The following is a 23766-nucleotide window of genomic DNA, read 5'->3' on the forward strand; positions in this document are numbered from 1 at the left end:
ATGAAGCTTCGTCAGCTTGTCCTCCAGGGGTTGCGCGAGCCCCTGGCCCAGTTTCTGCTGGCCGGTGCCCTGATCTTTGCCCTGTTCTCCCTGTGGGGCGGCAATGCGGATCCGGGCGACCGCCGCATCGAGGTGGATGAAGCGCGGGTCCAGCGCATCGGCACCCAATGGATGCAGACCTGGCATCGCCCGCCGACGGCGGCCGAGCTGGACGGCCTGATCTCGGACTATGTCCAGGAAGAGGTCTATTACCGCGAGGCCCTGCGGCTTGGACTGGAGCAGGACGATCCGGTCGTCCGGCGGCGGCTGCGTTCGAAGATGGAGTTCCTGGCCGTCGACCAGCTGGAGAGCGTCAAGCCGAGTGACGCCGTTCTGCAGGCCTGGCTCAAGGCCCATCCGGCCCTCTATTCGGAAGATCCCAAGGTCAGTTTCGAGCAGATCTATCTGGGTTCAGCCACCGATCAGGAGGTCGGCCAGGCCGCAGCCTCCGCGGCCCTGGCGCGCCTGGCAGCCGGGGCCGGTCCGGCCGGCCTCGGCCAGCGCCTGTCGGTCCCGACCAGGCTGTCGCGAGCCACGCGAACAGAGATCGACCGGCAGTTTGGCGACGGCTTCGCGGAAGGCTTGTTGAGCGCGGCGCAAGGGCGCTGGAGCGGCCCTGTGCGGTCCGGATTTGGCCTGCATCTGGTCAGGGTCAGTGCCGTCGAGGCCGGACGAACCCCTGACCTGGCCACAGTGCGTCAGGCTGTCGAAAATGACTGGCGGGCCGCCACCCGGGCGCAGCGCGAAGTCCAGGCCTATCAGGACCTGCTCAAGGGCTATGACGTCGTCATAGCGCGGCCTCGATGAGGCTGGCTCGGGCGGTTGCCCTGGTCCTGGCCCTGCTGGCCCTGACGGGCGTTGCGAGGGCCGATGACCTGAGGCCGGGCTATCTGGAACTGACCCAGACCTCCGCCACGGCCTGGCGCATGGTCTGGAAGGCCCCGATCCGTGGCGGTCTGGCGACCCATGCCGCCCCGACCCTGCCGACAGACTGCCGGGCCCCGCTGCCTGTCCGGACCCTGGTCAGCGGTGCCGTGGTCGAGGTCTGGTCGCTCGACTGTCCGCGCGGCCTGGCCGGCCGGTCCGTCGGGCTCAGCGGACTGGATGCAGCCTTCTCCGACGCCCTGGTGCGGATCGCGCCTCAGGGCCGACCGGTGCAGGTCGCCCGTCTGACGGCCGATCAGCCCGCGGTGGAGATCCGCGCTGTGCCCGACCGGCTGCAGGTGGCCCGCACCTATCTGGTGCTGGGGATCGAACACATTCTGGCCGGCTATGATCACCTGCTGTTCGTGCTCAGCCTGGTGCTGCTGCTGCGTGGTGGCCTGAGGATCGCCAAGACGGTCACGGCCTTCACCATCGCCCATTCCCTGACCCTGGTCGCCACGTCCCTGCACCTGATCAGCGTGCCGCGCCAGCCGGTCGAGATCTGCATCGCCCTGTCGATCGTCTTTCTGGCCGTCGAAATCCTGAAGTCACGGCCCGAGGGACCGCCGCGCCTGTCGGAGCGGGCCCCCTGGCTGGTGGCCTTCGCCTTTGGCCTGCTGCATGGCTTCGGCTTTGCCGGGGCCCTGGCCGAGATCGGCATGCCCGAGCGCGAAGTGCCCACGGCCCTGCTGACCTTCAATATCGGGGTCGAGATCGGGCAGCTGGTGATCGTCGGCGCGGGCCTTCTGGTGCTCGACCTGATCCGCCGGTTCGCCCCGGAACGCCGTCGCATGGCCCAGAGAGTGGCCGCCTACGGGATCGGCATCACGGCCGCCTACTGGGTGTTTGAGCGACTGCTGTCCTGAGACTAGCCGGCCGGATCCTCGTCGAAGCCGACAAAGACCGTCGCCTCGGCCACCGACTTGCGTTCCGAGACCACCGCATTGGCCGGGAAGCTGTCATCAGGCCAGCCCAGGGCGATGCTTTTCATGATCACCTGGTCATCAGCGATGCCGGCATGCTCGCGCACGACGGGCGACTGCATGATGCCCTGGCTGTTGATCACGGCCCCCAGGCCGCGCGACCAGGCGGCATTGACCAGGGTGGTGGCCACGGCCCCGCAGTCGAAGGGGGTGTCGTCGCTGCCGGCCAGAACCCGGTCATAGGTGACGATCACACAGACGGGGGCGTCGAACTGCCGGAAGCCGCGCAGGACCCAGTCCTGACGGGCGTCCTTGTCGTCGCGCGCGATCCCCATGGCGGAAAACAGCTGCTTGGCGACGCCGACCTGGCGGTCGCGGTGCTGGCCGGTAAAGCCTTCGCCGGTGCGGAACTCCCGCGAGTGGGGCACGCCCGCCAGATTGCGTTCGGTATTGCCGGCGCGGATCCGGTCCAGCGGCTCGCCGGAAAGGACGTAGAAGTTCCACGGCTGGGAGTTCATCGACGACGGGGCCCGCATCGCCAGGCCGATGATCTCCTCGATCAGCGCCCGGGGCACGGGGTCTGGCTTGTAGCCGCGAATGCTCCGCCGACCCAGGATCACGTCGTCAAACTGCATGGGAACCCTGAGCAACTGCTATTGGCGAAAAGCCGCAGGGATTTATGCGGTGCCAAATGGGGGGCGGCAAGACTTAGGCAGCCCCGGCGGTCGAAACAGGGCTGTACCAGGAACAGCGAAGGGGCCTGAGCAGAGCCCTGGCGCTGGTAATCCTCTCAGCTTGCGTGGACGAGGTTCGGCACCAAGGCTGGTCTTCTGCCGCGTCCCGCGTTAGCAGACCGCCCCATGATCCGCCTCGACAACATCTCCAAGCAGAACGGCCACCAGATCCTGTTCATCGACGCCTCGATGGGCGTCCAGAAGGGGGAGAAGGTTGGGCTAGTCGGCCCGAACGGCGCCGGCAAGACCACGCTGTTCCGGATGATCACCGGTCAGGAGCAGCCCGACGACGGACTGGTCGTGATCGATCCTGGCATGACGATCGGCTATTTCAGCCAGGATGTCGGCGAGATGTCGGGCCAGAGCGCGGTCGCCGCCGTGATGGACGGCGTCGGCCCCGTCAGCGCCCTGGCCACCGAAATGGCCCGTCTCGAGGCGGCCATGGTCGATCCGGACCAGGCCGACGAACTGGACACCATCCTCGAAAGCTATGGCGAGGTGCAGGCGCGCTTCGAGGAACTGGACGGCTATGCCCTGGACGCCCGGGCGCGCGAGGTTCTGGCCGGCCTGAGCTTCAGCCAGGAACGCATGGATAGCGATGTTGGCCTGCTGTCCGGCGGCTGGAAGATGCGCGTGGCCCTGGCCCGCATCCTGCTGATGCGGCCCGACGGCATGCTGCTGGACGAGCCCTCCAACCACCTGGATCTGGAAAGCCTGATCTGGCTGGAGGCCTTCCTGAAGTCCTATGACGGCGCGCTGTTGATGACCTCGCACGACCGCGCCTTCATGAACCGCATCATCGGCAAGGTGATCGAGATCGATGCCGGCTCCCTGATCACCTATTCGGGCGATCTCGACTTCTTCGACCAGCAGCGCGCGCTCGGCGAGGCGCAGCGCCAGGCGCAGTACGAGCGCCAGCAGGCCATGCTCGCCAAGGAAATCAAGTTCATCGAGAAGTTCAAGGCGCGCGCCTCGCACGCCGCCCAGGTCCAGAGCCGGGTCAAGAAGCTCGACAAGATCGAGCGGGTCGAAGCCCCGCGGCGTCGCCAGACGGTGCAGTTCGAGTTCCAGAGCCCGCCGCGGTCCGGCGACGATGTGATCAGCCTGCGCAATGTCCACAAGGGCTATGGCGAGCGGCCGATCTATGAGGGCCTCGACTTCCTGGTCCGCCGCAAGGAACGCTGGTGCGTCCTGGGGGCGAACGGTGCCGGCAAGTCGACCCTGCTGAAACTGGTGGCCGGCGACACCAAGCCCGACCAGGGCACGGTCAATATCGGGGCCAGTGTCCGGATGGGCTATTTCGCCCAGCACTCCATGGATCTGCTGGACGGCGAGGACACGATCTTTGAGTCCCTGGAGGGTTCTTTCCCCCAGGCGGGGCAGGGTGCGCTGCGGACCCTGGCGGGCTGTTTCGGCTTCTCCGGCGATGATGTCGAAAAGCCCTGCCGGGTCCTGTCCGGCGGCGAGAAGGCGCGTCTGGTCATGGCCAAGATGCTGTTCGATCCGCCCAACCTGCTGGTGCTGGACGAACCGACCAACCACCTCGACATGGTGACCAAGGAGATGCTGGTCGCAGCCCTGGCCGACTTTGAGGGCACCATGCTGTTCGTTTCGCATGACCGCCACTTCCTGGCGGCCCTGAGCAACCGCGTGCTGGAGCTGACCCCCGAGGGCGTCCATCAGTATGGCGGCGGCTATACGGAATATGTCTCCCGGACGGGCCAGGAAGCCCCGGGCCTGCACCCGGGCGGCTAGGGGGATCTCCTCACGCGGCGAGCGTCGCCGGCAGTGCGTCCAGCTGCCGGAACGTCTCGTCATAGCCGGCCGCGCAGCCAGGCGGGTCCCCCGGAAGACGCACTGATGAAGTCGCTCCCCGCTGTCCCCGGCTGTCGAAGCCCATTAGGGTCGGCTCGGTTCATCGTTCGTCAGGAGAATTCCCATGCGGCTATCGCGGCGCGACTTCGGATTTGGCCTTGCGGCGACAGCCGCCGTGGCTCCGGCCGCCCTGGCGGCGACGCCCACCGCGGGCACCGACCAGTTACTGACCGCCTTCTTCGACGAGGCTTTCGAGCAGGAACTGGCGATGGAGCCCGAGCGGCTCACGCGGCTGGGCCGCAAGACCGCGAATGATCAACTGACCGACCGCTCGGACGCCGGCCGCCTGCGCCGGCTGGAGTGGCGCCGCAAGTCCGTGGCCGAGATGAAGCGCCGGTTCGATCCGGCCACCCTCGGCGAAGACGCCCGCACCTCGTTCGACATGTGGTCGCTCGAACTGGAGCGCGAGGAGGACGAGTTTCGCTGGCGCGGCCACGCCTATGTGTTCGGCCGCAGCGGGCCGCATACGGGGCTGCCCGGCTTCATGATCAACACCCACCGGGTGGATACGCCGGCGGACATGGAAGCCTATGTCGCCCGCGTCGCGGCCATCGGTCCGGCGCTGGATGGCGAGCTCGGCCGGGCCCAGCGGGCGGCGGCGGCCGGCGTGCGGATGCCGCGCTTCGCCTATGACCAGTCGATCGAGGAAGTGCGCCGCCTGGGTGTCGGCGCCCCGTTCGGCGACGGTCCGGACTCAGCGCTGTTCGCCGACGCCAAGGGCAAGATCGCGGCGCTCCGCAAGACCGGGGCTATCGACGACGCCCGGGCTGAGACGCTGACGAAGGCGGTCGCCGAGGCGATGACCACGAAGATGAAGCCCGCCTACGACCGGCTGGGCGCCTGGCTCGCGTCGGACCGCGAGAAGGCATCCGCCGAACCCCGGGGCGCGGTGGCGCTGCCGGATGGCGCAGCCTTCTACAACGCCATGCTGCGGCTGCAGACCACGACCAACATGACGGCGGACGAAATCCATGCGCTGGGCCTGTCGGAAGTCACCCGGATCCGCGCCGAGATGGAGACCCTGAAGGCCAGGATCGGCTTTGCCGGCACACTGGAAGAGTTCTTCGTCTTCATGCGCACCGACGATCGCTTCTACGTGTCCAACGACGACGCGGGCCGGGCGCGCTATCTCAAGCTGGCTGAGGACCATCTGGCGGCGATGAAGGCGAAGCTGCCGCAGTATTTCGGTCGCATTCCCAAGTCCGATCTGGTCGTGAAACAGGTCGAGGCCTATCGCGCGGAGCCGGGCGGCGCGGCGCACTACAACTCCGGTTCGCTCGAGGCCGGACGCCCTGGTGTCTACTACGTCCACCTGTCCGATACGCGCGCCACGCCGATCTACGAGATCGAGGGCACCTCCTACCATGAGGGCTGGCCGGGCCATCACATGCAGATTTCGCTGGCCCAGGAGATGACCGGCATTCCGGTCTTCCGCACCCAGGCCGGCTACGGTGCCTATGCCGAGGGCTGGGGGCTCTATGTCGAGCGCCTGGCCAAGGAGATCGGCTTCTACCAGGAACAGTACAGCGACTTCGGCCGGCTTGGCCGCGAGATCTGGCGGGCGATCCGGCTGGTGGTCGACACCGGCATCCACGCCAAGGGCTGGAGCGAGGCGGAGGCCATGACCTTCTACACCGCCAACTCACCCCAGCCGATCGCCAAGATCCGCTCGGAGATCCGCCGCTACTTCGTCATGCCGGGGCAGGCGACCTCCTACAAGGTCGGGATGCAGACGATCCTGGCACTGCGCGACAAGGCTCGCCGAGAGCTGGGTGCGAAGTTCGACCTCAGGGGCTTCCATGACACGGTGCTGTCGGCCGGGTCGCTGCCGCTTCCCGTTCTTGAGACCCGCGTGAATCGCTGGATCGCGGCGACCGCCAAAGCCTCCTGATGCGCCGATGATCGCGAGGCGTTGAAGCGGGCCCGGCCGACGCGCCGGGCCAGCATCCAGGCGACTGGGCGGCGGCCGGCCTCAGCGGGCAATGGGGATCATCACCTCGTTGCGCCGCAGGAAGCCGGGCGTCCAGGGCGGATTGTACTGGGCCAGGGCGGCCGGGCCGACCGCCGTCAGCTTGCGGGCGGTGACCAGGCTCTCAAGCTCGGCAGTCCGGGCGGCGACCGCCTCCGGGCGGGCCAGGCCGGAAAACTGCAGCACGGCAAAGCGGGTCGGGGGCAGCTGGCGCAGCTGGACCCTGGGGTCGTTCGGCGTCGGCAGAGATTCCAGACTATAGGCGCTGGGCATGGTGAACCGCACCACCCAGGCCTTGCTGCCCTGGATCTGGGTCACCGGTGCGGTCATGGCGATCTTCTGGCTGGCCGGGGCCTGGGCGACGGGCGCGGTCATGGCGATGCTCTGCTTGGTCCGGTTGCCGCCGAAGATGTAGCCGGCCAGAAGGCGAAAGCCATTGCCGGCGGCCTGTTTCTGATCGCCGCTGACCGTCACCTCGGCGACCACCAGGGCTGGATAGTCGCGAACCTCGAAGGCCCCGTCCTTGAGGACCGGCTTGAAGGCAGGTTCTTCCACGGCCATGGCGACGCTTCCTAGAAACACGGCGGCGATAGCCCCGCCCAACACGATGCGTCTTGCCGTCATGGGTATCTCCGGGAGTCCGGTGCGGCAGGGCAAAACGCCCTGCGGAAGCCGGGACACATACGCATTATCGACAAGCAGAAACATCGACTTTCAATAATTCGTGTGCGTGGCCCTTTGTTCCGCTGAGGTCTGCGCGGCATCGCGCACCTCAAGCGCCTTGCGGATCTCATCATGCGCAGCCTTGTCCAGGCTGTGACCGGTGATCAGGGCTGCGCCGGCCAGGGCCAGAAAGGCAGGCACGACGGCGAAGCTGATCGCGAGAACCCGCAAGGCCTGGGTCGCATTCTCGGCACCCAGGTCAGCCTTGAAGCCAAAAGCCTCCAGCGCGCTGACGGAGGCAAATACCGCGACGGCAGACCCGATCTTGACGACCCCGCTCAGCAAACCAAACATGAGACCGCTGCGATCCACGCCGCTCTTCAGGCGCTCTTCGTCACCCAGGTCGGCCATCATGGCGCGCAGCAGTATCGGACCGGCGCTATAGGGCAGGCCGGCCAGGGTCATGGTCACGATCCCCCAGACCAGGCCCTCCGGCGCGATCAGCACCGACAGTTGGGCGACCGCATAGGCGGCTGAGGCGATGGCCAGGGCGCGGTGCTTGCCAATCGCCAGTCCAAGCCGCCCCCAGAGGGGCGCGCCCATCAGCGCGCCGATGAAATAGAGCAGCAGCAGCAGGCCGGCTTCAGACCGGTCCCAGCCGCGGATGGCTTCAAAATAGAAGAAAAACAGGGTTCCGGCGATGACCGGGCCTGTCCCCAGAAGAATGTCCGATCCGAGTATTCGTAGGATCGATGGCCGGCGGATCAGATCCAGATAGTGGCGCCAGTTGGCAGACTGGGTGTTCGGCGGCGACTTCGGCTCGTGAACGGCCAACAGGGCCAGAAGGATGGCTACGGGCAGGCTTAGCACCACGAACCAGCCCATGGCCCGCACGCCCTGGCCGTAGTCAAGCCCGAAGCCGAGTTTCATCAGCGGCGGCATGGCAAGCACGATGAGCATGCCCAGGACGGTGAACCCCTGCCACCAACTGAAGACGCGCGCGCGCTGCCCATATTCCGGAGCCAGCCGGGCCGCCCAGGTGACGTGCGCCATGGTCGCCATGGACTGGCCCAGAAACCCGAGGACCAGCCAGAGCAGGATGTAGTTTCCGTCGATACCCGGGCGCGCCATGAACAGCATCCAGACCGCGAGGACGGCAATGGGCAGGCCGGCGACCAGCCAGGGCTTGAACCGGCCAAAGCGGGTATTGGTCCTGTCGATCAGGAACCCGAGGGTCGGATCCAGCCACAGATCGAAAAGCCGCACGATGCCGAAGGCCAGTCCGATCGCCGTCAGACTGACGCCCAGATCCGTGGCGTAATAGTTGGGCAGATAGACGACGACAGGCATGAGCATCGCCGCCACCGGAACACAGGGCAGGGCAAAGGCCGCCAGGCGCCAGGTTCCTAGGGCCCCTTGGCCGCTGTTTGTGCCCTCAGCGCTTATGGCCTTACCCCACTTCAGTTGGGTCACCTTAGCAACTTGATCCGAAAGAGCCATGCCAAGTCGGGCCGGGGGTCGCAGGTCGCCGGGCCTTGACAAAGGTTTGACATCAAACCAATATAATATGGTATCAAACAAAAGGTGCCGTTCATGACGTCGCGTCGCAATGTTCTGAAGTTGATCGGGGGCGGGGTCGTTTTGGCGGCAGCGGCCGGTGGCGGCATCATCGCCACGAGCGGTCCCTCCGAGGCCGCGCGCGAACCCTGGCGCAAGGCCGGCCAGTATAGCGAGTTCCGTCGCCGCGCCCTGTCCTATGCCCTGCTTGCTCCCAACCCGCACAACCGCCAGCCCTGGCGGGTCAGGCTCGACGGGCAGGACGCCCTGACCCTCTATTGCGACCTCAAGCGCCGCCTGCCAGCCACCGACCCTTTCGACCGCCAGATCACCATCGGCTGCGGGGCCTTCCTCGAACTGCTGGTCCTGGCCGCCGCCCAGGACGGTTATCAGGCGACGGTCACGCCCTTCCCGGAGGGCGAGGACATGCAGACGCTCGACCAGCGGCCGGTGGCACATGTGTCCTTTAGGAAGGGCGGCGTCAGCCCCGACCCGCTGTTTGCGCAGATCCTCGCCCGGCGCTCGAACAAGGAGGTCTATGAACCCCGGGACGTTCCGGCCGTCGCTCTCCGGCAGATGGCCGAGGCCGGGCGCCTGTTCGGCGCGTCGTCGGAGACCATCGGCAATACGCCTCTCGCCGGGCACCTGCGTGACCTGACATGGCGCGCGCACCAGAAGGAGGTGACGACACCGGTGACCAACCAGGAATCGGTTGATCTCATGCGGATCGGGGCCGCCGAAGTCACGGCCAATCCGGACGGCATCGAGCTGGAGGGACCGATCTTCGAGGCCGGGCGATGGCTGGGCTTCATGACGCGGGAGACCCTTGCGGATCCGAAGTCGACGGCCTTCCAGCAGGGTCTGGAGCTCTATCGCTCGATGGCCCTGTCCGCGCGTGCCTTTGGCTGGATCAGCAATGAGAACCGGTCGCGGATGGACCAGATCAATGCCGGCCGCGCCTATGTCCGGACCAATCTCAAGGCCACCAGCCTCGGGCTCGGGGTTCATCCCTGGAGCCAGTCCCTGCAGGAATATGCCGAGATGAAGGACCTGTACCGCGAAGTCCACGGTCTGATCGGCGGCGGCAAGCGTATTCAGATGCTCTATCGTATCGGCTATGGCCCCGAGATCGGGCCGACACCCCGACGCGGACTGGACGCCCACCTTGCCTGAACCTGCGGACCCTGAGGCCGACAAGCCCTCACATGAGCAACTGCTGTTTCGCCTGCTGACCGAGATCGGCATCATCAACCAGCTGGCTGAAACGGCTTTCGAACGCGTGCTGCCACATGGCCTGACCCGCGCGCAGTTCACGGTCCTGAACCACAGCGTGCGCATGGGGGACAACAGGACGCCGGCCCAGCTGGCTGCCGTCCTTCAGGTCACCCGCGGGACCATGACCAGCACTCTGGCCAGGCTCGAGGAGAAGGGCTTCATCCGGATTGAGCCGGATGCCGTCGATGGCCGTTCGAAGCGGGTGCTGCTCACGCCCCAGGGCAGGGACGCCCGCGAGGAATCGATGCGCGCCGCGTTTCCGTTCCTTCAGCAGGCCACGGGGGCCATTCCCAGGGACATGGTGGAAAGCCTGTTGCCGCAGATCGAGCAGGTCCGGGCCTGGCTTGACCAGAACCGGCTGGAATGACGCGGTGTCCCCGGCACTACACAGGCCTGGAAGGCGTCAACTCGGCGATGTAGACGACCACGTCGAACAGGGATCCGCTCGGGATCGTCGGATCAAGGTTGGCGGCTTGCCAACGTGTAGCGGCATAGCCGGGCCAGGCGAGCCTGTAGGGCAGGGCGCGCCAGGCCCTTCCGGCCTCGTCATCGGGCAGGTCGCGCAGCGGCACCCAGAACGATCCGCCTCGGGCCTTCTCGAGAAGCTGCGCCAGCCGGCCCCGACGATCCGTCCACCGTAAGACCGCCGTCGCATCTGCGGCGTTGGGCGGCGGGCCCACGGGCAGGGTCGGGACGGCGTTGAACCGCGCGGCTCCGTATTCGAACACCACCGCACGATAGCCGTCGCCGAGGCGGCGGCGCAACTGGCCGCCGGCAGCAACAAAGCTGGAGCCGGGCGGTCCACCGGCCGCCACATGGGCGTTATGCGCCCAGAACACGCCTGGCCCGTCGGCCGGTGCTTCAAGGATGTTCTCGGCCATGAACTGGTCGCGGCGCGCATAGTAGGCGTCGGCGTCGCCTGTGATCTTTCCGTCGCTGGTTTCCAGTTCGAACGCCTTCAGGCCCTGCCAGGCCGTGCGGGCGGCGTAGCGGGCGGCCCGATCGTCGGGATGGACGGCCAGTGCGGCGCGCAGGGTCTCCAGCGCGCCCATCGCGCCCTGCAATTGGGCCGTGGTGAGCGATTTGATCAGGGCGGGGAACCGCAGTCCCTGCGCTCGGGCGGACACGATCGGGTCGAGCGGGGCGGCGAGCCGGTCCGCTGCCGCCGGATCCCTCCGCCGGAGCGCGGCGAGGGCGTCGGCGGCATCCTGGGCGGTAGACTGGCAGTCGATGCCGAAGATGCGCACGGGCTGCGGCGCCGTGCGGTTCCAGTCCCTGAGCCAGCCGAGCAGGTCGGCCAGCGCCCGCGTCTTGAACACCCGGAACGCGCGGGACGTTCGCAGGCGCTCTGAGGCGTCTCCTGCTTCGCCCTGGATGAAGGCGTCGAGTTCACGTCCTGCCTGGGCGTTGATCTCGAGGAAGAAAGCGCGGGCGGCGCCGGACACGACAAGGCCCCTGATAATCGCCGCCTTTGCCACAGCGTCCTCATGGCTGCCGTGGGTCGCCTCGCCGACACCGATGATGCGGGCCCCGGCCAGGGCACTGGCGAGCGCCAGGCTCCATAGGCTGTCGGGCCGGGCTGGGTCAAAGCCGTGGGCATTGGCCCTGATCCACGGCAGTATCCGCTCTTCGACCTCGCCGCGTTTTGCGCTGTCCAGCGCCACCCAGCCGCCTGCAAACAGCAGACCGGCACCCGCCGTGCCCAGCAGGGCCCGTCTGGAAACCTTGGTCTTGATGGCCAATTCCTGCCTCCCGCGGCGACCCAAGTCTGGGAAAGTAACGCCGGTCTTCAAAGGATCGCAAGACAGGCCGGGACAGAGCAAGGTCGTAACGCCGCTCGACGGGTCTAATGCGCCACGGCCTGGCCATCGTCATGTTTGCTGGCCGGCCTCGATCGAAGTTAGGGCGACTTCCTGATCCGACTAGGGGCGAAAAAGTGCACTGTCCCCGAAATCCGTCGCCTTAAATCCGATGCTGGGGCCGCGACCTTCATCTCCCGGCGTGTGAAGACCCAGCTCGCGCGCTTCCCAACCGGCGTCAGCGCAGACGCGTCAGCGCCGCGCCGACCGCCGCCACGGTCCGCGCCACGTCGTTGTCGGTCGTGTTCCAGCCGCAGACGCTGATCCGCATCACGCGCTCGCCGTCCCAGCTGCCGCCGCTGACAAAGGCCTCGCCGCTGGCATTGATGGCGGCGATCATTTCATCGCTGAGATTGTCGCCGTCGCGCGCGTCAAAACGGATCAGGCCCTGGTTCAGGGTCGGCCGGGCGATCCCGACCGCCCCCTCCAGTCCGACGATCCCGTCATAGATGGCCGCTGCATGGTCGCAGCAACGTTCGATCATTGCGGCCAGCCCGTCGCGGCCCAACTCCATCAGGGCCGCCAGCGCCGGCAGGGCGCGGGCGCGACGCGACCATTCCGGCGTGAAATCCATCGGATCGCGCACCGCACCGCCGGTGGTCACATAGGCCGCCGACATGCGCATGGCGGCGCTATGGGCGTCGGGGTGGCGCGTGATCGCCATGCCGCAGTCATAGGGTGTGTTCAGCCACTTGTGTCCGTCGGTCGCCCAGCTGTCGGCCCGCTCGATCCCGGCGACCTGCGACGCCAGGCGTGGGCTGGCGTTGGCCCAGAGCCCGAAGGCACCGTCCACATGAACCCAGGCGCCCGCGTTCTGCGCCATCGGGCAGAGCGTCGCGAAGTCATCCGACGCACCGATGTTGAGGTCACCGGCGTTGAGCACGACGATCGTGGCCATCTGTGGTGCGTCCGCCAGCGCAAGGCGCAGTGCGTCCGCCGAAACCCGGCCCGGCGCGTCGCCGCCAAGCGGCACAATACAGTCGCTGCCCAGGCCCAGCAGGCGCAGGGCGCGCGTGACCGACGAATGGTGGTGAGCATTTGCCAGGACGCGGATCTCTGGCGCGCCGTGCAGGCCCTGCACCTCGACGTTCCATCCCTTGTCCGCCAGAACCGCGTGGCGCGCGGCGGCCAGCGCCGTCACATGCGCCATCTGGCACCCTGTGACAAAGGCGTAGCTCGCATCGGCCGGCAGGCGCAGCGCCTCAAGCAGGAACTGCCCGGCCAATTCTTCCAGAACGGCCCCTGCGGGACTCGTCGACGCCAGCACCACGTTTTGGTCCCAGGCCGAGCACATCATGTCGGTGGCCAGGGCGGCCGGCAGTGCGCCGCCCTTCACCCAGGCGAAAAACCGTCCGCCGGCATTGGCGGTCAATCCGGGCTCTGCCGCCGCCGCAATCGCTCGGACCACGTCAGCGGCGGCCATGCCCTGCGAGGGGAACCGCGTCGGCAGCCCTGCCAGCATGTCCGCAGGGGTACCGCGCGAGGCGACGGGGCGGGTGTCCAGCGAGGCCAGATAGCGGCGGGCTTCGGCGAAGGCGATATCAAGGCTGTCCATCCGCGGGCGGATATCATAGGCGCGGGAGCAAGTCTTGGTGCCCGAAAGCGGGCTGGCGGGACAGTCACCTTGCCCGGAACTGGCTGGCTAACTCCAACGGACCGCAGGAGTCCCTCCCCGGTATCGCGACCTGCTCGCCGAATCCCGATGCTTGCCAGCGTGGCGGATCGGCGACATCCTTCTCGCTCAGAAACGATCCTCAAGGGCGAGGGGAACCCATCATGGACGCACCTCGCAGACTTCCGCCCATCAGGACGATCCGTCTTTCGGCGCCTTTCGGCTGGCTGGCCGAAGGCTGGGGAGACCTGATGAAAGCGCCCGTGCCGCTGTTGGTTTACGGTCTCGGCGTCGCGGCCGCGAGTTTCGCGCTGTGTTACGGCGTCTATGCCACCAATGGAGCATTCTGGGTCCTCGCCCTGACCGCCGGCTTCGTCATCGTCGCCCCGATCCTGGCCATGGGTCCCTATGAAGCCGGCCGACGGATCGACCTGGGAGAGCGCCCCGGCCTGATGCAGATCCTTTTCGTCCGGTCGGCCTTTCGCCAGGACGTCGCCTATCTCAGCCTGCTTCTGGTGCTGATCTATTTCTTCTGGGGTCGGGTCGCCCAGATCGTCTACGGCCTGTCGACCTATCAGAGCCACCCCACCGTGGACGCCCTGGTGGCCTTCGCCCTGGGTTCCAGTGACGGGCGGGTCATGCTGCTGACCGGAACCTTGACCGGCGGGGCCCTGGCCTTCGTGACCTACGCCCTGATGGTCGTCTCCGCGCCGATGCTGCTCAACCCCCGGGCCAGCGTTTTCGAGGCGGTGGCGACCAGCGTGCGCGCCGTCAACGCCAACTTCTTCCCGCTGCTGCTCTGGGCGGGGATCATCGCCGCGCTCCTTCTGCTCTCCGCCGCGACGGGATTTCTCGCCCTGGTCTTCGTCTTTCCCTGGCTGGGCCTCGCCAGTTGGCGCGCCTACCGCAGCCTTGTGGATGACAACTGACGGCCCGTTGCTGCTGTCAGCCTTACGCCGTCCGTACTGGACGTCGGTCTAACGCCCTAACCCGTCAGTACCGGTCTGGTTCGTCGAATCTTCCCGGCATTTCCTGCACACACAAATCCACGAAGGCGCGGACCTTCGCGGGCACAAAGGGTGATGCGAGATAGACGGCGTGAAAGGCGACGGGTGGAATAGTCCAGTCCTGCAGAAGGAGCTGCAGCGTGCCTCCGGCGACCGCTTCGCGCACCGAAAAGTGCGGCAGCACTGCAACCCCCGCTCCGGCCAGCAATGCGGCGCGCATGGAGGTGACGCCGTCCAGCCGAAGCGCGGCATCAAAATTCACCGTCTCGGTCTTGCCGCCCTTTGTGAACGGGACGGAATTGTCGATCAGGAAATGCGCGCCAAGCAGTCCGACCCACGGCCACGCTGTGAGGTCACCCGGCTTCTCCGGCATGCCCAGTTGCTTCACCAGCGCGGGTGCTGCGACCAGCACGCGGGGATTTTCCAGCAGACGTTTGGCGACGAGCGTGTCGTCGGTGATGGCGCCGACCAGCACGCCGCAATCGAACCCCTCCTCGACGAATTTCACCGGGCGATTTGTCACGTGCATTTCGGCGGTCAACTGCGGGCACTGCTCACGCAGCCGGGCCAGCAGCGGGGCGACATGGTATTGGCCCATATCAATCGTTGTCACCACGCGCAGATGTCCTCGCGGCGATGAATGTTCACCGTTCGCGCGCAGCGTGGCGGCTTGAACGTGGTCCAGGATCTCCCGGGCATCCACGAGCATGCGCTGGCCTGCCGCCGTGAGGCTCATGCTGTGGGAGTCGCGCTGCACGAGCGGGGCGCCCAGGAGGGTTTCCAGTTGCTGGAGTTGCCGGCTCAAGGTCGGCTGGGTGGTATGCAGCGAGCGTGCCGCCGCTGAAATGCTTCCAGCTTCAGCAATCCGCACGAAAGTTCTTAGCAGGTTGAGGTCGTCGAGCGTGGCCATACGCTCCACGTATAGCAGACATGCGCAGGAGCCGTCTCCTAAGGACACAGGCACATGGATTAAAGACCGGGGAGAACATTCGACAACGGCACAGTTGGAGCCCCCATGACCCGTCTCGGCCTTATCCTCTGCTTCGGCGCCATCCTGGCCGCCACCCCGAGCCAAGCCCAGAAGATCGACGGGACGCCAGCCCTGCCTGCGACTCTGGCTGCCGTCATGGAGGGCAAGACCGTCCCGGCCGTCGGCGTGCTGGTCATCCGCAACGGTCAGGTCGTCGATCAGGCGGTGGCCGGCATTGACGCGCTGGGGTCAGCAACGCCGGCGACCGTCGAAGACCTGTGGAATCTGGGGTCCGACAGCAAGGCAATGACCGTCACGATGATCGCCCGGCTCGTCGAGCGCGGCGTGCTGAGCTGGGAGGCACCCTTGTCGGCGATGCTGCCCGACCTGGTGGCGCAGATGCGTCCCGAATATCGCGACGTCACCCTGGTGGACCTCATGTCGCATCGGGCGGGTCTGCCGGAGAACCACAGCGATGAAGCTTTCTTCCGGACCTTTTTCACGGATACCCGGCCGCTACACGAACAACGTATGGCCTATCTGCGCCTGGCGGTTGCCGATGCACCCGTCGGTCCGGTCCGCGGCAAGCCCAGCTATTCCAATACCGGCTTGATCCTAGCGGGTGCCATTGCCGAGAAGGCGACCGGAAAGTCCTACGAGACGCTGATGCAAGAGGAGGTTTTTGGCCCCCTGGGCATGACGACCGCTGTCTTCAACCAGACCCCTCGCGCCGGTGAGACCTCCGGCCACATCGATGGACGCCGCGCCGTGGCCGGGGACGGGAACCCGCAGATGCTCCTGCCGGCAGGCGGCATACGCATGACCCTGACCGACTGGGCCAGGTTCTGTATCGACCAGATGGCCGGCGAAGCGGGGCGCGGCAAGCTGCTCAAGGCTGAAACCTATCGACTGATGCACACGCCGCGCGGCGACAGCATCGTTGCCATGGGCTGGGGCGTCCCGCCACAGATCTCCGGCCGGGTCGGTCCCGCCCTCACCCACGGCGGCTCCGACGGCAACTGGTTTGCTTTCGTGGCCCTGTTCCCCGGTCGTGAGAACGGCGTACTTGCCGTGGCCAACGCCGCTGAAACGATGGGTGGCGACGTGGCCGTCAAGGCCGCAGCCCGCGCCGTCATTCAGACCCTCGCCCCGGCTGTTCCGCCCGCGTCATGACCGGTCAGCCAACCTGCGGCGGCGTCAACCTCGTCGAGGGTCTTCCGAGAATCTCAGAGAAGGCCCGGCGTCTCCGTCGTGAGACTCACGCTGTGGGGGGCTCTGCACGAGCGAAGCGGTTGGAAAGTATTCGAGGTCCTTGCGAAGGCTCAAGATCACCGGCGTTGATTTCAGAGATCGTGCCGCCGTCGCATTGACCGCGGGATTTAGTAATTCACACGAAGCCTCTAAATTGCCGAAGTTGATAAGGGGGTATGGTCAATTTAAGTCGAATATTCTCTCATAAATATTCAAAACCGTGCACGTATTCATCTAATCACTCAAGAATGTATGTAAATGTCAAGCATCAGTTCAAATGCAAATAGTACAATATGAGAATTTCGAAATTCAATAATTCGTCCCCTGGAAACGAACAAGGATTACAATAGTGCTTTCCGTAAATAAGAACCTCGGCAGTGCCGACCGTGCCCTTCGCGCAATTACTGCTTTTGCTTTGTTTATCGCCGCCTTCATCGCCCCCGTGCCCCTGATGGTTTCGGTCGGGTTCGCCCTCACCGGTGCATACATGATCGGTACGGCCTTGGTCGGCACCTGCCTCGGATACAAGTTGATTGGTGTGTCAACTTGTCCCGTTAAGCAACGGACGAAACAACTATCGGAGAAATAAAGAACCCGAACGGGCTCCTGTTTTACTGGAGCGGATCGATCGGGACAAACCTTCAGAGGTACACGAATGCTCAGCTCTGCCACCTATAGACGCGTATTCATGGCCAGCGCCTGGTATGACATCGCCATCACCGGGGTCTTTGCCACGCCATGGACATTGGCTCTGCTCTACACGCTGTTCGGCAATATCCATGCGTCCCTTGGCCTAAGGCCTCTCCAGCCCCTGCCGCCCGAAGGTGTCCTCTTTGCAAATTTCCTGGGCTCGGTGGTCATAGTCTGGGCGGTGCTGCGTTTGCGATCCGGCATGGTCTGGATGGGCCGCTACGACGCTGCCACCCGGTTCATGTTCAGCGCAGCGATGATCCATGCCCTGGCAAGCGGGGCCAGTCCCCTGCTGTGGGGCTTTCTCGTCATCGAGCTAGGCTTTGGCATCCTTCAGCTTCTGCCATCTGAAAGAACTGCGCCACAAATCCCGGCTTAGGTCTGCGCCCTGCGACCGGCGCTTTCCTTGGACGAGCCAGCCCTGTGATGGTCCCTCGAGCCCGGGCGCGAGCCCGAGCTCGGGCGGTGACCCGGGCTCCATGTCTCATCGAGCGGTAACGAAAGTCGTGGGTCGACTTGAGCCTTGGCGTTCTCGTCTTCCAGCGCCTTCAGTCGCCGTGCTTCTGCAACGTCCGGTCCTCCTTACATGGCCTTCCGCCGAAAGAAGGTCGGCGCACTGAACCCAGGCTTCCTGCACCGGTCCGCCATCGCCACGCCCGGCTCCCCGTTGGATTTGCTCATGAACGAATGGCTTTCCGCGGCAATAGGCGCGCGAAAACGCAGGCTGGGGGAACTGGCCTGACGCACGGGACAATTTGCGAGGGTGCGTGGCGGTGCTGTCAGTCCAACGCTAACTTGTCTCCACTTCCGGCCTCAACGGGGCTCGAGTTCTGAGATAGGTCGTGCAGCTCTCATTCAAGCGCCACCGGTTTCAAGCGGAAGTCATAAGACACGCCGTCTGGCTGTATTCCCGCTTCACTCTGAGCTTTCGTGACGTCGAGGAGATGATGGCCCAACGGGGCGTCGACGTGAGCTATGAGACCATCCGCTGCTGGACGCTCAGGTTTGGTCCGCAGATCGCAAGGAATCTCAAGCGCAAACGCCCCGCCCCGTCGCCGCGATGGCATCTGGACGTGGTCGTCTGCTCAATCGGGAACAAGCGGATGTCTCTCTCGGCGTTAAGTTGACAGCACTGCAGCGCGATATTTGTTCGCTCAGCAAGACGGTCGCGACCGCTAGCCGGTGAGGGCCAGGGACGTCAGCAACAGGCCGCTGTGCTGTCCGTCGGCGTCGAGAACGGCAGGTCAGTCCCGCAGCCCTTGAAGATGCCGAGGTGCCGATCGAAGTCGCCGAAATACTCGAAACTCAAGCCGAACCGGCTCTCCTGCAGAATACGCCAGGTGTTACCGCAGACCGGTGTGATGCGCCCCACTTCGAATGTGTGGTGCTTGTCGAGGACGAAGGCTTTCTCAAAGCCGCTGATCCCGCCCCGATAGCGAACGGCCTGGCCATAGTCCTCGCAGGCGGATTCCAGGCCATCGAGTTTGAACAGGCGCCAGGTGGCGGAGAAAAAGCGGATTGGCGCGACCGCCAGCTCCACCAGTGGATCGCCAACGATGAGGGGGCGATCGGCAACGAGGCGAGGGTCACCAAAGCCGGCTGCCTTGGCCTGGCGCAGGAAGTCGCCCCAGTAGAGCGCGCCACCAAGGCATTCCCCGTGCAGCACGGGGTCGCGCCGAAGCGCATCCCGGACGCGACGGTCGGCGTAGACGTCTGAAAAATATAGCTCGCCGCCGGGCTTGAGGAGGTTATGGACGGCGCCGAAGACGGCGGCCTTGTCCTCGACCAGGTTGATGACGCAGTTGGACACGATGACATCGAAGGATGCCGGCTCCAGGTCCAGTTCGCCGAGATGGGCAATGTCCCCGCCGATGAAATGCACGTTTGACCGGTCATATCCGAAGCGATCGCGATGCCAGTCGAGGTGGGAGCGCGCCAGCTCCAGCTGTTCGGGCGTTCCATCGACACCCACAATCTGGCCCGTCGGACCAATCAGCTGGGCCAGAACATAGCAGTCCTGACCCGAGCCGGATCCAAGGTCGAGGATTCGAGCGCCCTCGATCGCGGGAGGCGCGACCAGTCCGCAGCCGTAGTATCGCGCCCTTACCTCGTCATGGACATTGGCCAAAGCGCGCCGAACGGCCGGCGGGGGCGCGTCAGTTGTGCAGCAGGCGTCGGTTCGAAGGTCCCCGGACCCCTTGAGCACCTTGCCGTAGTAGTCTTGCGCGTTCGTGAGGCCGGCGTCGTCCAACTCATGCTCCTGGCTTTGACGTCGTTTTTAGGAGAGTTCGGTTTGAAGGCGCAAACGGTTATAGCCGCGATTGAGTTGGAACAGGGCGCGGAACCAGATGCCTCGGTGGGGTGAACTCCTAGGCGCAGGCAGTCCAAGGACGCTGTCAGCAATTTGCTCTGACAGCACCGCTTCGAAATCACAAGATTCCCCAAGCAGTGCCCAATCATCGGGAAACCCAACCTCATCTCGAACTCGCGGAGACGCGGCAGCCTATCTGGCAGGTCGTTGCCCGACTTCGTGTTGGATTTGCGCGTGAGCGAATGGCTTTCCGCGGCAATAGGCGCGCGAAAACGCAGGCTTAGGAAACTGGCCTGACGCGCGAGACAATTTGCGGGGGTGCGTGGCGGTGAGAGGGGAATTTACCATTGATTTTAAAGAGAAATTTAATGGCACAGTGTGCCGATTGACTGTTCGCAGATCTACATTTGCATTAGTGCAACGAAAGCAATGATGCCATCGAATGGCTGTTTGCCGTCGTTGAGCCAGCGCGTCTAGTACTCATGAAGCGCACTCAGTTTGACCTGCAGCGGTCATAAGCTTCGGACACAACGCTAACTCGACCGCTGAAGCCTCGGCTCCAGTTCGCGCAGATCCTCTATCATTCTGGTTTCAGTGAATCTCGTCTGCCCTATCTGCGTCCTCTCAAGGGCTGAAATCTAGCTTCCTGTAGGGCAATAATCAGGGCAAGACAAAAAAGCTTAGATGCGTATGGACTGTTGCGAAATGTAGATAATATTCGGAAATGCATTTGCATCTTAAAATATTACATTAAATCTATAAATTATGACAATCTGAGCGCGATCTATTATTCAGAAAAGTATTTTATTTCTAATTTTCGCATGATCTATTCTGTAAAAAGTTTATTGTTGGCCGAATTTCTAAACATTCAGTCGAAATCACTCAATGCCTTGCCAAAGCCCTGACCCATCTCGAAAGCAAGGGGCTCGGAAAAGTTGAATCTGTCGCACATTGCACTTTAATAATTTCCGCTAGGGAAGGAACTGCACCTGTGTTGGATTCCAAAAAAACACCGGTCTCCGGGTTGTGTTCTGGAGGACTCTACAGTTAATTTCGCCGTCGAAGCAAAATCGAGGTGGTCCGTGAAGAAGCATGTGAGTGGGCAGGCTAGGCTCAAATCATTGTTGCTCGCGGGCTCTTCAGTCGTCGTGTTCCAGTTTGTGGGCTTGCCGTTACCTCACCACGGCGATGATCCCGGAATAGCGTCTTGGCTTGGTGCCACCCCCGCGCACGCTCAGATGACCCCGGGTGAGTCGTCCTCGATGTCGAGTCAGGTTTCTTCACTGGCAAATTCGATTTCGACGACATCGTCGGCTGTAAGTGTTCTCAGCACGGGCCTTTCAAATACCCAGGCCTCCCTCAGCAGCGTGTCGTCGGCGACGGCTTCGGTGGGAACGGCGCTGGGCAATGTGTCGACGTCACTTTCGAGCACATCGTCGATCGTAGGCGCGGTCAGCACGGGCCTTTCAAATACCCAAGCCTCCCTCAGCAGCGTGTCGTCGGCGACGGCTTCGGTAGGAACGGCGCTGGGCAATGTGTCGACGTCACTTTCGAGCACGTCCTCGATCGTAGGCGCGGTCAGCACGGGCCTTTCAAATACCCAAGCCTCCCTCAGCAGCGTGTCGTCGGCGACGGCTTCGGTGGGAACGGCGCTGGGCAATGTGTCGACGTCACTTTCGAGCACATCGTCGATCGTAGGCGCGGTCAGCACGGGCCTTTCAAATACCCAAGCCTCCCTCAGCAGCGTGTCGTCGGCGACGGCTTCGGTGGGAACGGCGCTGGGCAATGTGTCGACCTCGCTTTCGAGCACATCGTCGATCGTAGGCGCGGTCAGCACTTCGCTTTCCAATGTCGGAACGTCGCTGACCACGGTGTCGTCAACAACCGCAAGCCAAGTTTCGGCCCTGAATTCGTCAGTCTCGGCGATTTCAACGTCCTTGAGCAGTCAGTCCGCTGTAACTTCGGGGACCATTTCTGCAATCACGGTGTCCCTGACGACGATGTCGTCGGCTATCGTAAGCCTGCAGTCAGGCTCAGGCTCCGGTTCGGGCTCAACACCTGCACCTGCACCTGCCCAGGTTTCATCGGTTAATGCGAATAATGCCGGAGGGTTGGCGACGCCGACCGCCACTGGCGCGAACGCCGTCGCGGCTGGTTTTGGATCAAGCGCGACGGGCGCTAATGCCATTGGCATTGGGCCGGGCGCGTCCGCCAGTGGCCTCGACTCTGTGGCTATCGGAAAGAATGCCACCGCGACCAATGGCAAGGCGGTGTCCGTTGGCTCTGGAAACAGCGCCTCGGGCGACGGTGCTGTCGCTATCGGTGACCCAAATAATGCGTCAGGCGTCGGTGCGGTGGCTATCGGCAACACCAATACGGCGACGGGCCAAGGCGCAGTGGCGCTGGGCAATTTGACGACGGCCAGCGGCAAGTCGGCGATTGCGATCGGTGATGCTTCTTCAGCCACGGTCGATGGTGCCATTGCTTTGGGCGACAACACCAAGGCCCAGGGGGCCATGGCGACGGCGGTCGGCTCGGGATCCGCTGCGTCGGGTGCTAACGCCATTGCCCTGGGAAGGAGCAATACGGCTGCAGGCCAGGCCGCTGTGGCCTTGGGCAATCTGACGACGGCCAGCGGCAAGTCGGCGATTGCGATTGGTGATGCGTCTTCAGCCACTGTCGATGGTGCCATTGCAGTTGGTGACAAAGCCCAGGCTCAGGGTGTCATGGCGACGGCGGTCGGCTCGGGATCCGCTGCGTCGGGCGCTAACGCCATTGCCCTGGGAAGGGGCAATACGGCTGCAGGCCAGGCCGCTGTGGCCTTGGGCAATCTGACGACAGCCACTGGCAAGTCAGCCATTGCGATTGGTGATGCATCCTCGGCAACGGTCGATGGTGCCATTGCTGTGGGTGACAAGGCCCAGGCTCAGGGTGTCATGGCGACGGCGGTCGGCTCGGGATCCGCTGCGTCGGGTGCTAACGCCATTGCCCTGGGAAGGGGCAATACGGCTGCAGGCCAGGCCGCTGTAGCCTTGGGCAATCTGACGACAGCCACTGGCAAGTCAGCCATTGCGATTGGTGATGCATCCTCGGCAACGGTCGACGGTGCCATTGCCATGGGTGACAAGGCTCAGGCTTTGGGGGCCATGGCGACGGCTGTAGGCTCTGGATCCGCTGCTTCGGGTGCCAATGCCGTTGCCGTGGGACCAGGCGCTCAGGCTACCGGAAACAACTCTGTGGCGCTGGGTGCCGGATCATCAGATGGCGGGGCGAGTAATGTTGTATCCGTAGGCAGTTCCAGCCAGGCAAGGCGCATAGTCAATGTTGCGTCGGGATCCTTGGCAGCAAACAGCACTGATGCCGTAAATGGCGGGCAATTTGTGGCCCTTGCATCCTCGGTGGATGTCCGGTTTGCCCAGATTGGCTTCACGGGAGCCTATACGACCAACAGCTTTTCCTTGGGCGTCGGATCCTCCTCGGGGGTTAACGCGACCGCCTTCGGTGTGAATGCCGCCGCTCGTGGCACGGGCAGTGCTGCTCTAGGCTATGAAGCCAACGCCGCAGCTCAAAACAGTCTGGCTTTGGGCAGTCGGGCCGTTGTCCAATCGAGCGCCACCAATTCGGTCGCTATAGGTGCAGGTTCTGTCGCATCCGAGGCCAATACGGTCTCACTCGGCGCGCCCGGCAGTGAACGTCGGTTGACCAATGTTGCGCCTGGGGTAAACGCGACGGACGCTGTCAATTTGGAGCAACTGAACGCTGCATTTGGCTCAACCCGGAATGACATCCGTCGCGCAAATGGCGGTGTGGCGATGGCCCTGGCAGCGGCGTCGGTTCAGCTTCCCCTCGAGGTTGGTGAGCAGGGGATTGTGGGCAGTGTTGGTGCCTATCGGGGCACGACTGCATTGAACCTGAAGTATCAAATGCGACCCTCTGACGGATTGACCATCGGTGGCAGCGTCGGCTTTACATCCGAAGGCAATAGTGTTGGGGCCTCGGTGGGTATTGGATATAAGTGGCGCTAAATACATCTAGGTTGGTTAGTTGACAAAGGTCCGTATAGGGATAACGGCTGGGCGAGGAAGCGAGTTTCTAGACCAGATCCTC

Annotated in this window: 19 protein-coding genes and 1 pseudogene; 12 read left to right on the forward strand and 8 right to left on the reverse strand. The window is 64.3% G+C overall.

Annotated features, from left to right (window positions below):
• Together ACW17U_RS03595 and ACW17U_RS03600 are read left to right on the forward strand one after the other, a co-directional pair.
• Window positions 1-846, forward strand: coding sequence for a peptidyl-prolyl cis-trans isomerase (locus tag ACW17U_RS03595; protein ID WP_492054876.1), 846 nt, complete (start codon window positions 1-3; stop codon window positions 844-846).
• A complete protein-coding gene (locus tag ACW17U_RS03600) occupies window positions 843-1829 on the forward strand; it encodes a HupE/UreJ family protein (protein WP_492054877.1) in 987 nt (328 codons plus the stop codon). Before ACW17U_RS03595 ends, ACW17U_RS03600 begins: the two co-directional genes overlap by 4 nt.
• 2 nt (window positions 1830-1831) lie before the next feature.
• Here the strand turns inward: ACW17U_RS03600 and ACW17U_RS03605 are convergent, their stop codons facing one another.
• Window positions 1832-2521, reverse strand: a complete 690-nt coding sequence (locus ACW17U_RS03605) for a nitroreductase (RefSeq protein ID WP_492054878.1) — start codon at window positions 2519-2521, stop codon at window positions 1832-1834.
• Between the two features lie 225 nt (window positions 2522-2746).
• Between ACW17U_RS03605 and ACW17U_RS03610 the strand changes: the two genes are divergently transcribed.
• On the forward strand, window positions 2747-4375 hold the full coding sequence (locus ACW17U_RS03610; RefSeq protein WP_492054879.1) for an ABC-F family ATP-binding cassette domain-containing protein: 1629 nt from the start codon (window positions 2747-2749) through the stop codon (window positions 4373-4375).
• Window positions 4376-4559: 184 nt separating this feature from the next.
• A complete protein-coding gene (locus ACW17U_RS03615; RefSeq protein WP_492054880.1) occupies window positions 4560-6386 on the forward strand; it encodes a DUF885 domain-containing protein in 1827 nt (608 codons plus the stop codon).
• A gap of 81 nt (window positions 6387-6467) precedes the next feature.
• On the opposite strand, the gene ACW17U_RS03620 is transcribed toward ACW17U_RS03615, so the two are convergent.
• Both ACW17U_RS03620 and ACW17U_RS03625 read right to left on the reverse strand, forming a co-directional pair.
• The gene (locus ACW17U_RS03620) at window positions 6468-7088 is read right to left on the reverse strand and encodes an SOUL family heme-binding protein (RefSeq protein WP_492054881.1); all 621 of its coding nucleotides are present in this window, start codon (window positions 7086-7088) and stop codon (window positions 6468-6470) included.
• A gap of 90 nt (window positions 7089-7178) precedes the next feature.
• A complete protein-coding gene (locus ACW17U_RS03625; protein WP_492055785.1) occupies window positions 7179-8591 on the reverse strand; it encodes an MFS transporter in 1413 nt (470 codons plus the stop codon).
• 129 nt (window positions 8592-8720) lie between these two features.
• Between ACW17U_RS03625 and ACW17U_RS03630 the strand changes: the two genes are divergently transcribed.
• Together ACW17U_RS03630 and ACW17U_RS03635 are read left to right on the forward strand one after the other, a co-directional pair.
• On the forward strand, window positions 8721-9857 hold the full coding sequence (locus tag ACW17U_RS03630; protein ID WP_492054882.1) for an Acg family FMN-binding oxidoreductase: 1137 nt from the start codon (window positions 8721-8723) through the stop codon (window positions 9855-9857).
• The gene (locus ACW17U_RS03635) at window positions 9850-10326 is read left to right on the forward strand and encodes a MarR family winged helix-turn-helix transcriptional regulator (protein ID WP_492054883.1); all 477 of its coding nucleotides are present in this window, start codon (window positions 9850-9852) and stop codon (window positions 10324-10326) included. The genes ACW17U_RS03630 and ACW17U_RS03635 overlap by 8 nt, the downstream gene beginning before the upstream one ends.
• 16 nt (window positions 10327-10342) lie before the next feature.
• On the opposite strand, the gene ACW17U_RS03640 is transcribed toward ACW17U_RS03635, so the two are convergent.
• Both ACW17U_RS03640 and ACW17U_RS03645 read right to left on the reverse strand, forming a co-directional pair.
• Window positions 10343-11701, reverse strand: a complete 1359-nt coding sequence (locus ACW17U_RS03640; RefSeq protein WP_492054884.1) for an erythromycin esterase family protein — start codon at window positions 11699-11701, stop codon at window positions 10343-10345.
• Between the two features lie 295 nt (window positions 11702-11996).
• Window positions 11997-13373 (reverse strand): pyridoxal phosphate-dependent decarboxylase family protein, encoded by a 1377-nt coding sequence (locus tag ACW17U_RS03645; protein WP_492054885.1) that lies wholly within the window; start codon window positions 13371-13373, stop codon window positions 11997-11999.
• A gap of 308 nt (window positions 13374-13681) precedes the next feature.
• Here ACW17U_RS03645 and ACW17U_RS03650 point away from each other — a divergent pair, with 308 nt between their 5' ends.
• On the forward strand, window positions 13682-14359 hold the full coding sequence (locus tag ACW17U_RS03650) for a DUF2189 domain-containing protein (protein ID WP_492054886.1): 678 nt from the start codon (window positions 13682-13684) through the stop codon (window positions 14357-14359).
• 64 nt (window positions 14360-14423) lie between these two features.
• Here ACW17U_RS03650 and ACW17U_RS03655 read toward each other — a convergent pair whose 3' ends face one another.
• Window positions 14424-15347 (reverse strand): LysR family transcriptional regulator, encoded by a 924-nt coding sequence (locus tag ACW17U_RS03655; RefSeq protein WP_492054887.1) that lies wholly within the window; start codon window positions 15345-15347, stop codon window positions 14424-14426.
• 105 nt (window positions 15348-15452) lie between these two features.
• On the opposite strand from ACW17U_RS03655, the gene ACW17U_RS03660 reads away from it, so the two are divergent.
• The 4 genes and pseudogenes from ACW17U_RS03660 to ACW17U_RS03675 form a co-directional block, all read left to right on the forward strand.
• A complete protein-coding gene (locus tag ACW17U_RS03660) occupies window positions 15453-16580 on the forward strand; it encodes a serine hydrolase domain-containing protein (protein ID WP_492054888.1) in 1128 nt (375 codons plus the stop codon).
• 427 nt (window positions 16581-17007) lie between these two features.
• Window positions 17008-17247 carry a YgaP family membrane protein gene (locus ACW17U_RS03665; RefSeq protein WP_062148057.1) on the forward strand — a complete coding sequence of 80 codons (240 nt, stop codon included), beginning with the start codon at window positions 17008-17010 and terminating at the stop codon, window positions 17245-17247.
• 66 nt (window positions 17248-17313) lie between these two features.
• Window positions 17314-17727: a hypothetical protein gene (locus tag ACW17U_RS03670; RefSeq protein ID WP_062148054.1), complete on the forward strand. Its 414-nt coding sequence runs from the start codon at window positions 17314-17316 to the stop codon at window positions 17725-17727.
• Window positions 17728-18190: 463 nt separating this feature from the next.
• Window positions 18191-18460, forward strand: a pseudogene (locus ACW17U_RS03675) (transposase family protein); the annotation flags it as partial.
• A gap of 86 nt (window positions 18461-18546) precedes the next feature.
• Here ACW17U_RS03675 and ACW17U_RS03680 read toward each other — a convergent pair.
• Both ACW17U_RS03680 and ACW17U_RS03685 read right to left on the reverse strand, forming a co-directional pair.
• The gene (locus ACW17U_RS03680; protein ID WP_492054889.1) at window positions 18547-19599 is read right to left on the reverse strand and encodes a methyltransferase domain-containing protein; all 1053 of its coding nucleotides are present in this window, start codon (window positions 19597-19599) and stop codon (window positions 18547-18549) included.
• Between the two features lie 1330 nt (window positions 19600-20929).
• On the reverse strand, window positions 20930-21529 hold the full coding sequence (locus ACW17U_RS03685) for a hypothetical protein (protein WP_492054890.1): 600 nt from the start codon (window positions 21527-21529) through the stop codon (window positions 20930-20932).
• Between the two features lie 241 nt (window positions 21530-21770).
• On the opposite strand from ACW17U_RS03685, the gene ACW17U_RS03690 reads away from it, so the two are divergent.
• Window positions 21771-23684 carry a YadA family autotransporter adhesin gene (locus ACW17U_RS03690; RefSeq protein ID WP_492054891.1) on the forward strand — a complete coding sequence of 638 codons (1914 nt, stop codon included), beginning with the start codon at window positions 21771-21773 and terminating at the stop codon, window positions 23682-23684.
• The last annotated feature ends 82 nt before the right edge of the window (window positions 23685-23766 follow it).

Source organism: Caulobacter sp. AVps16 (assembly GCF_058681455.1).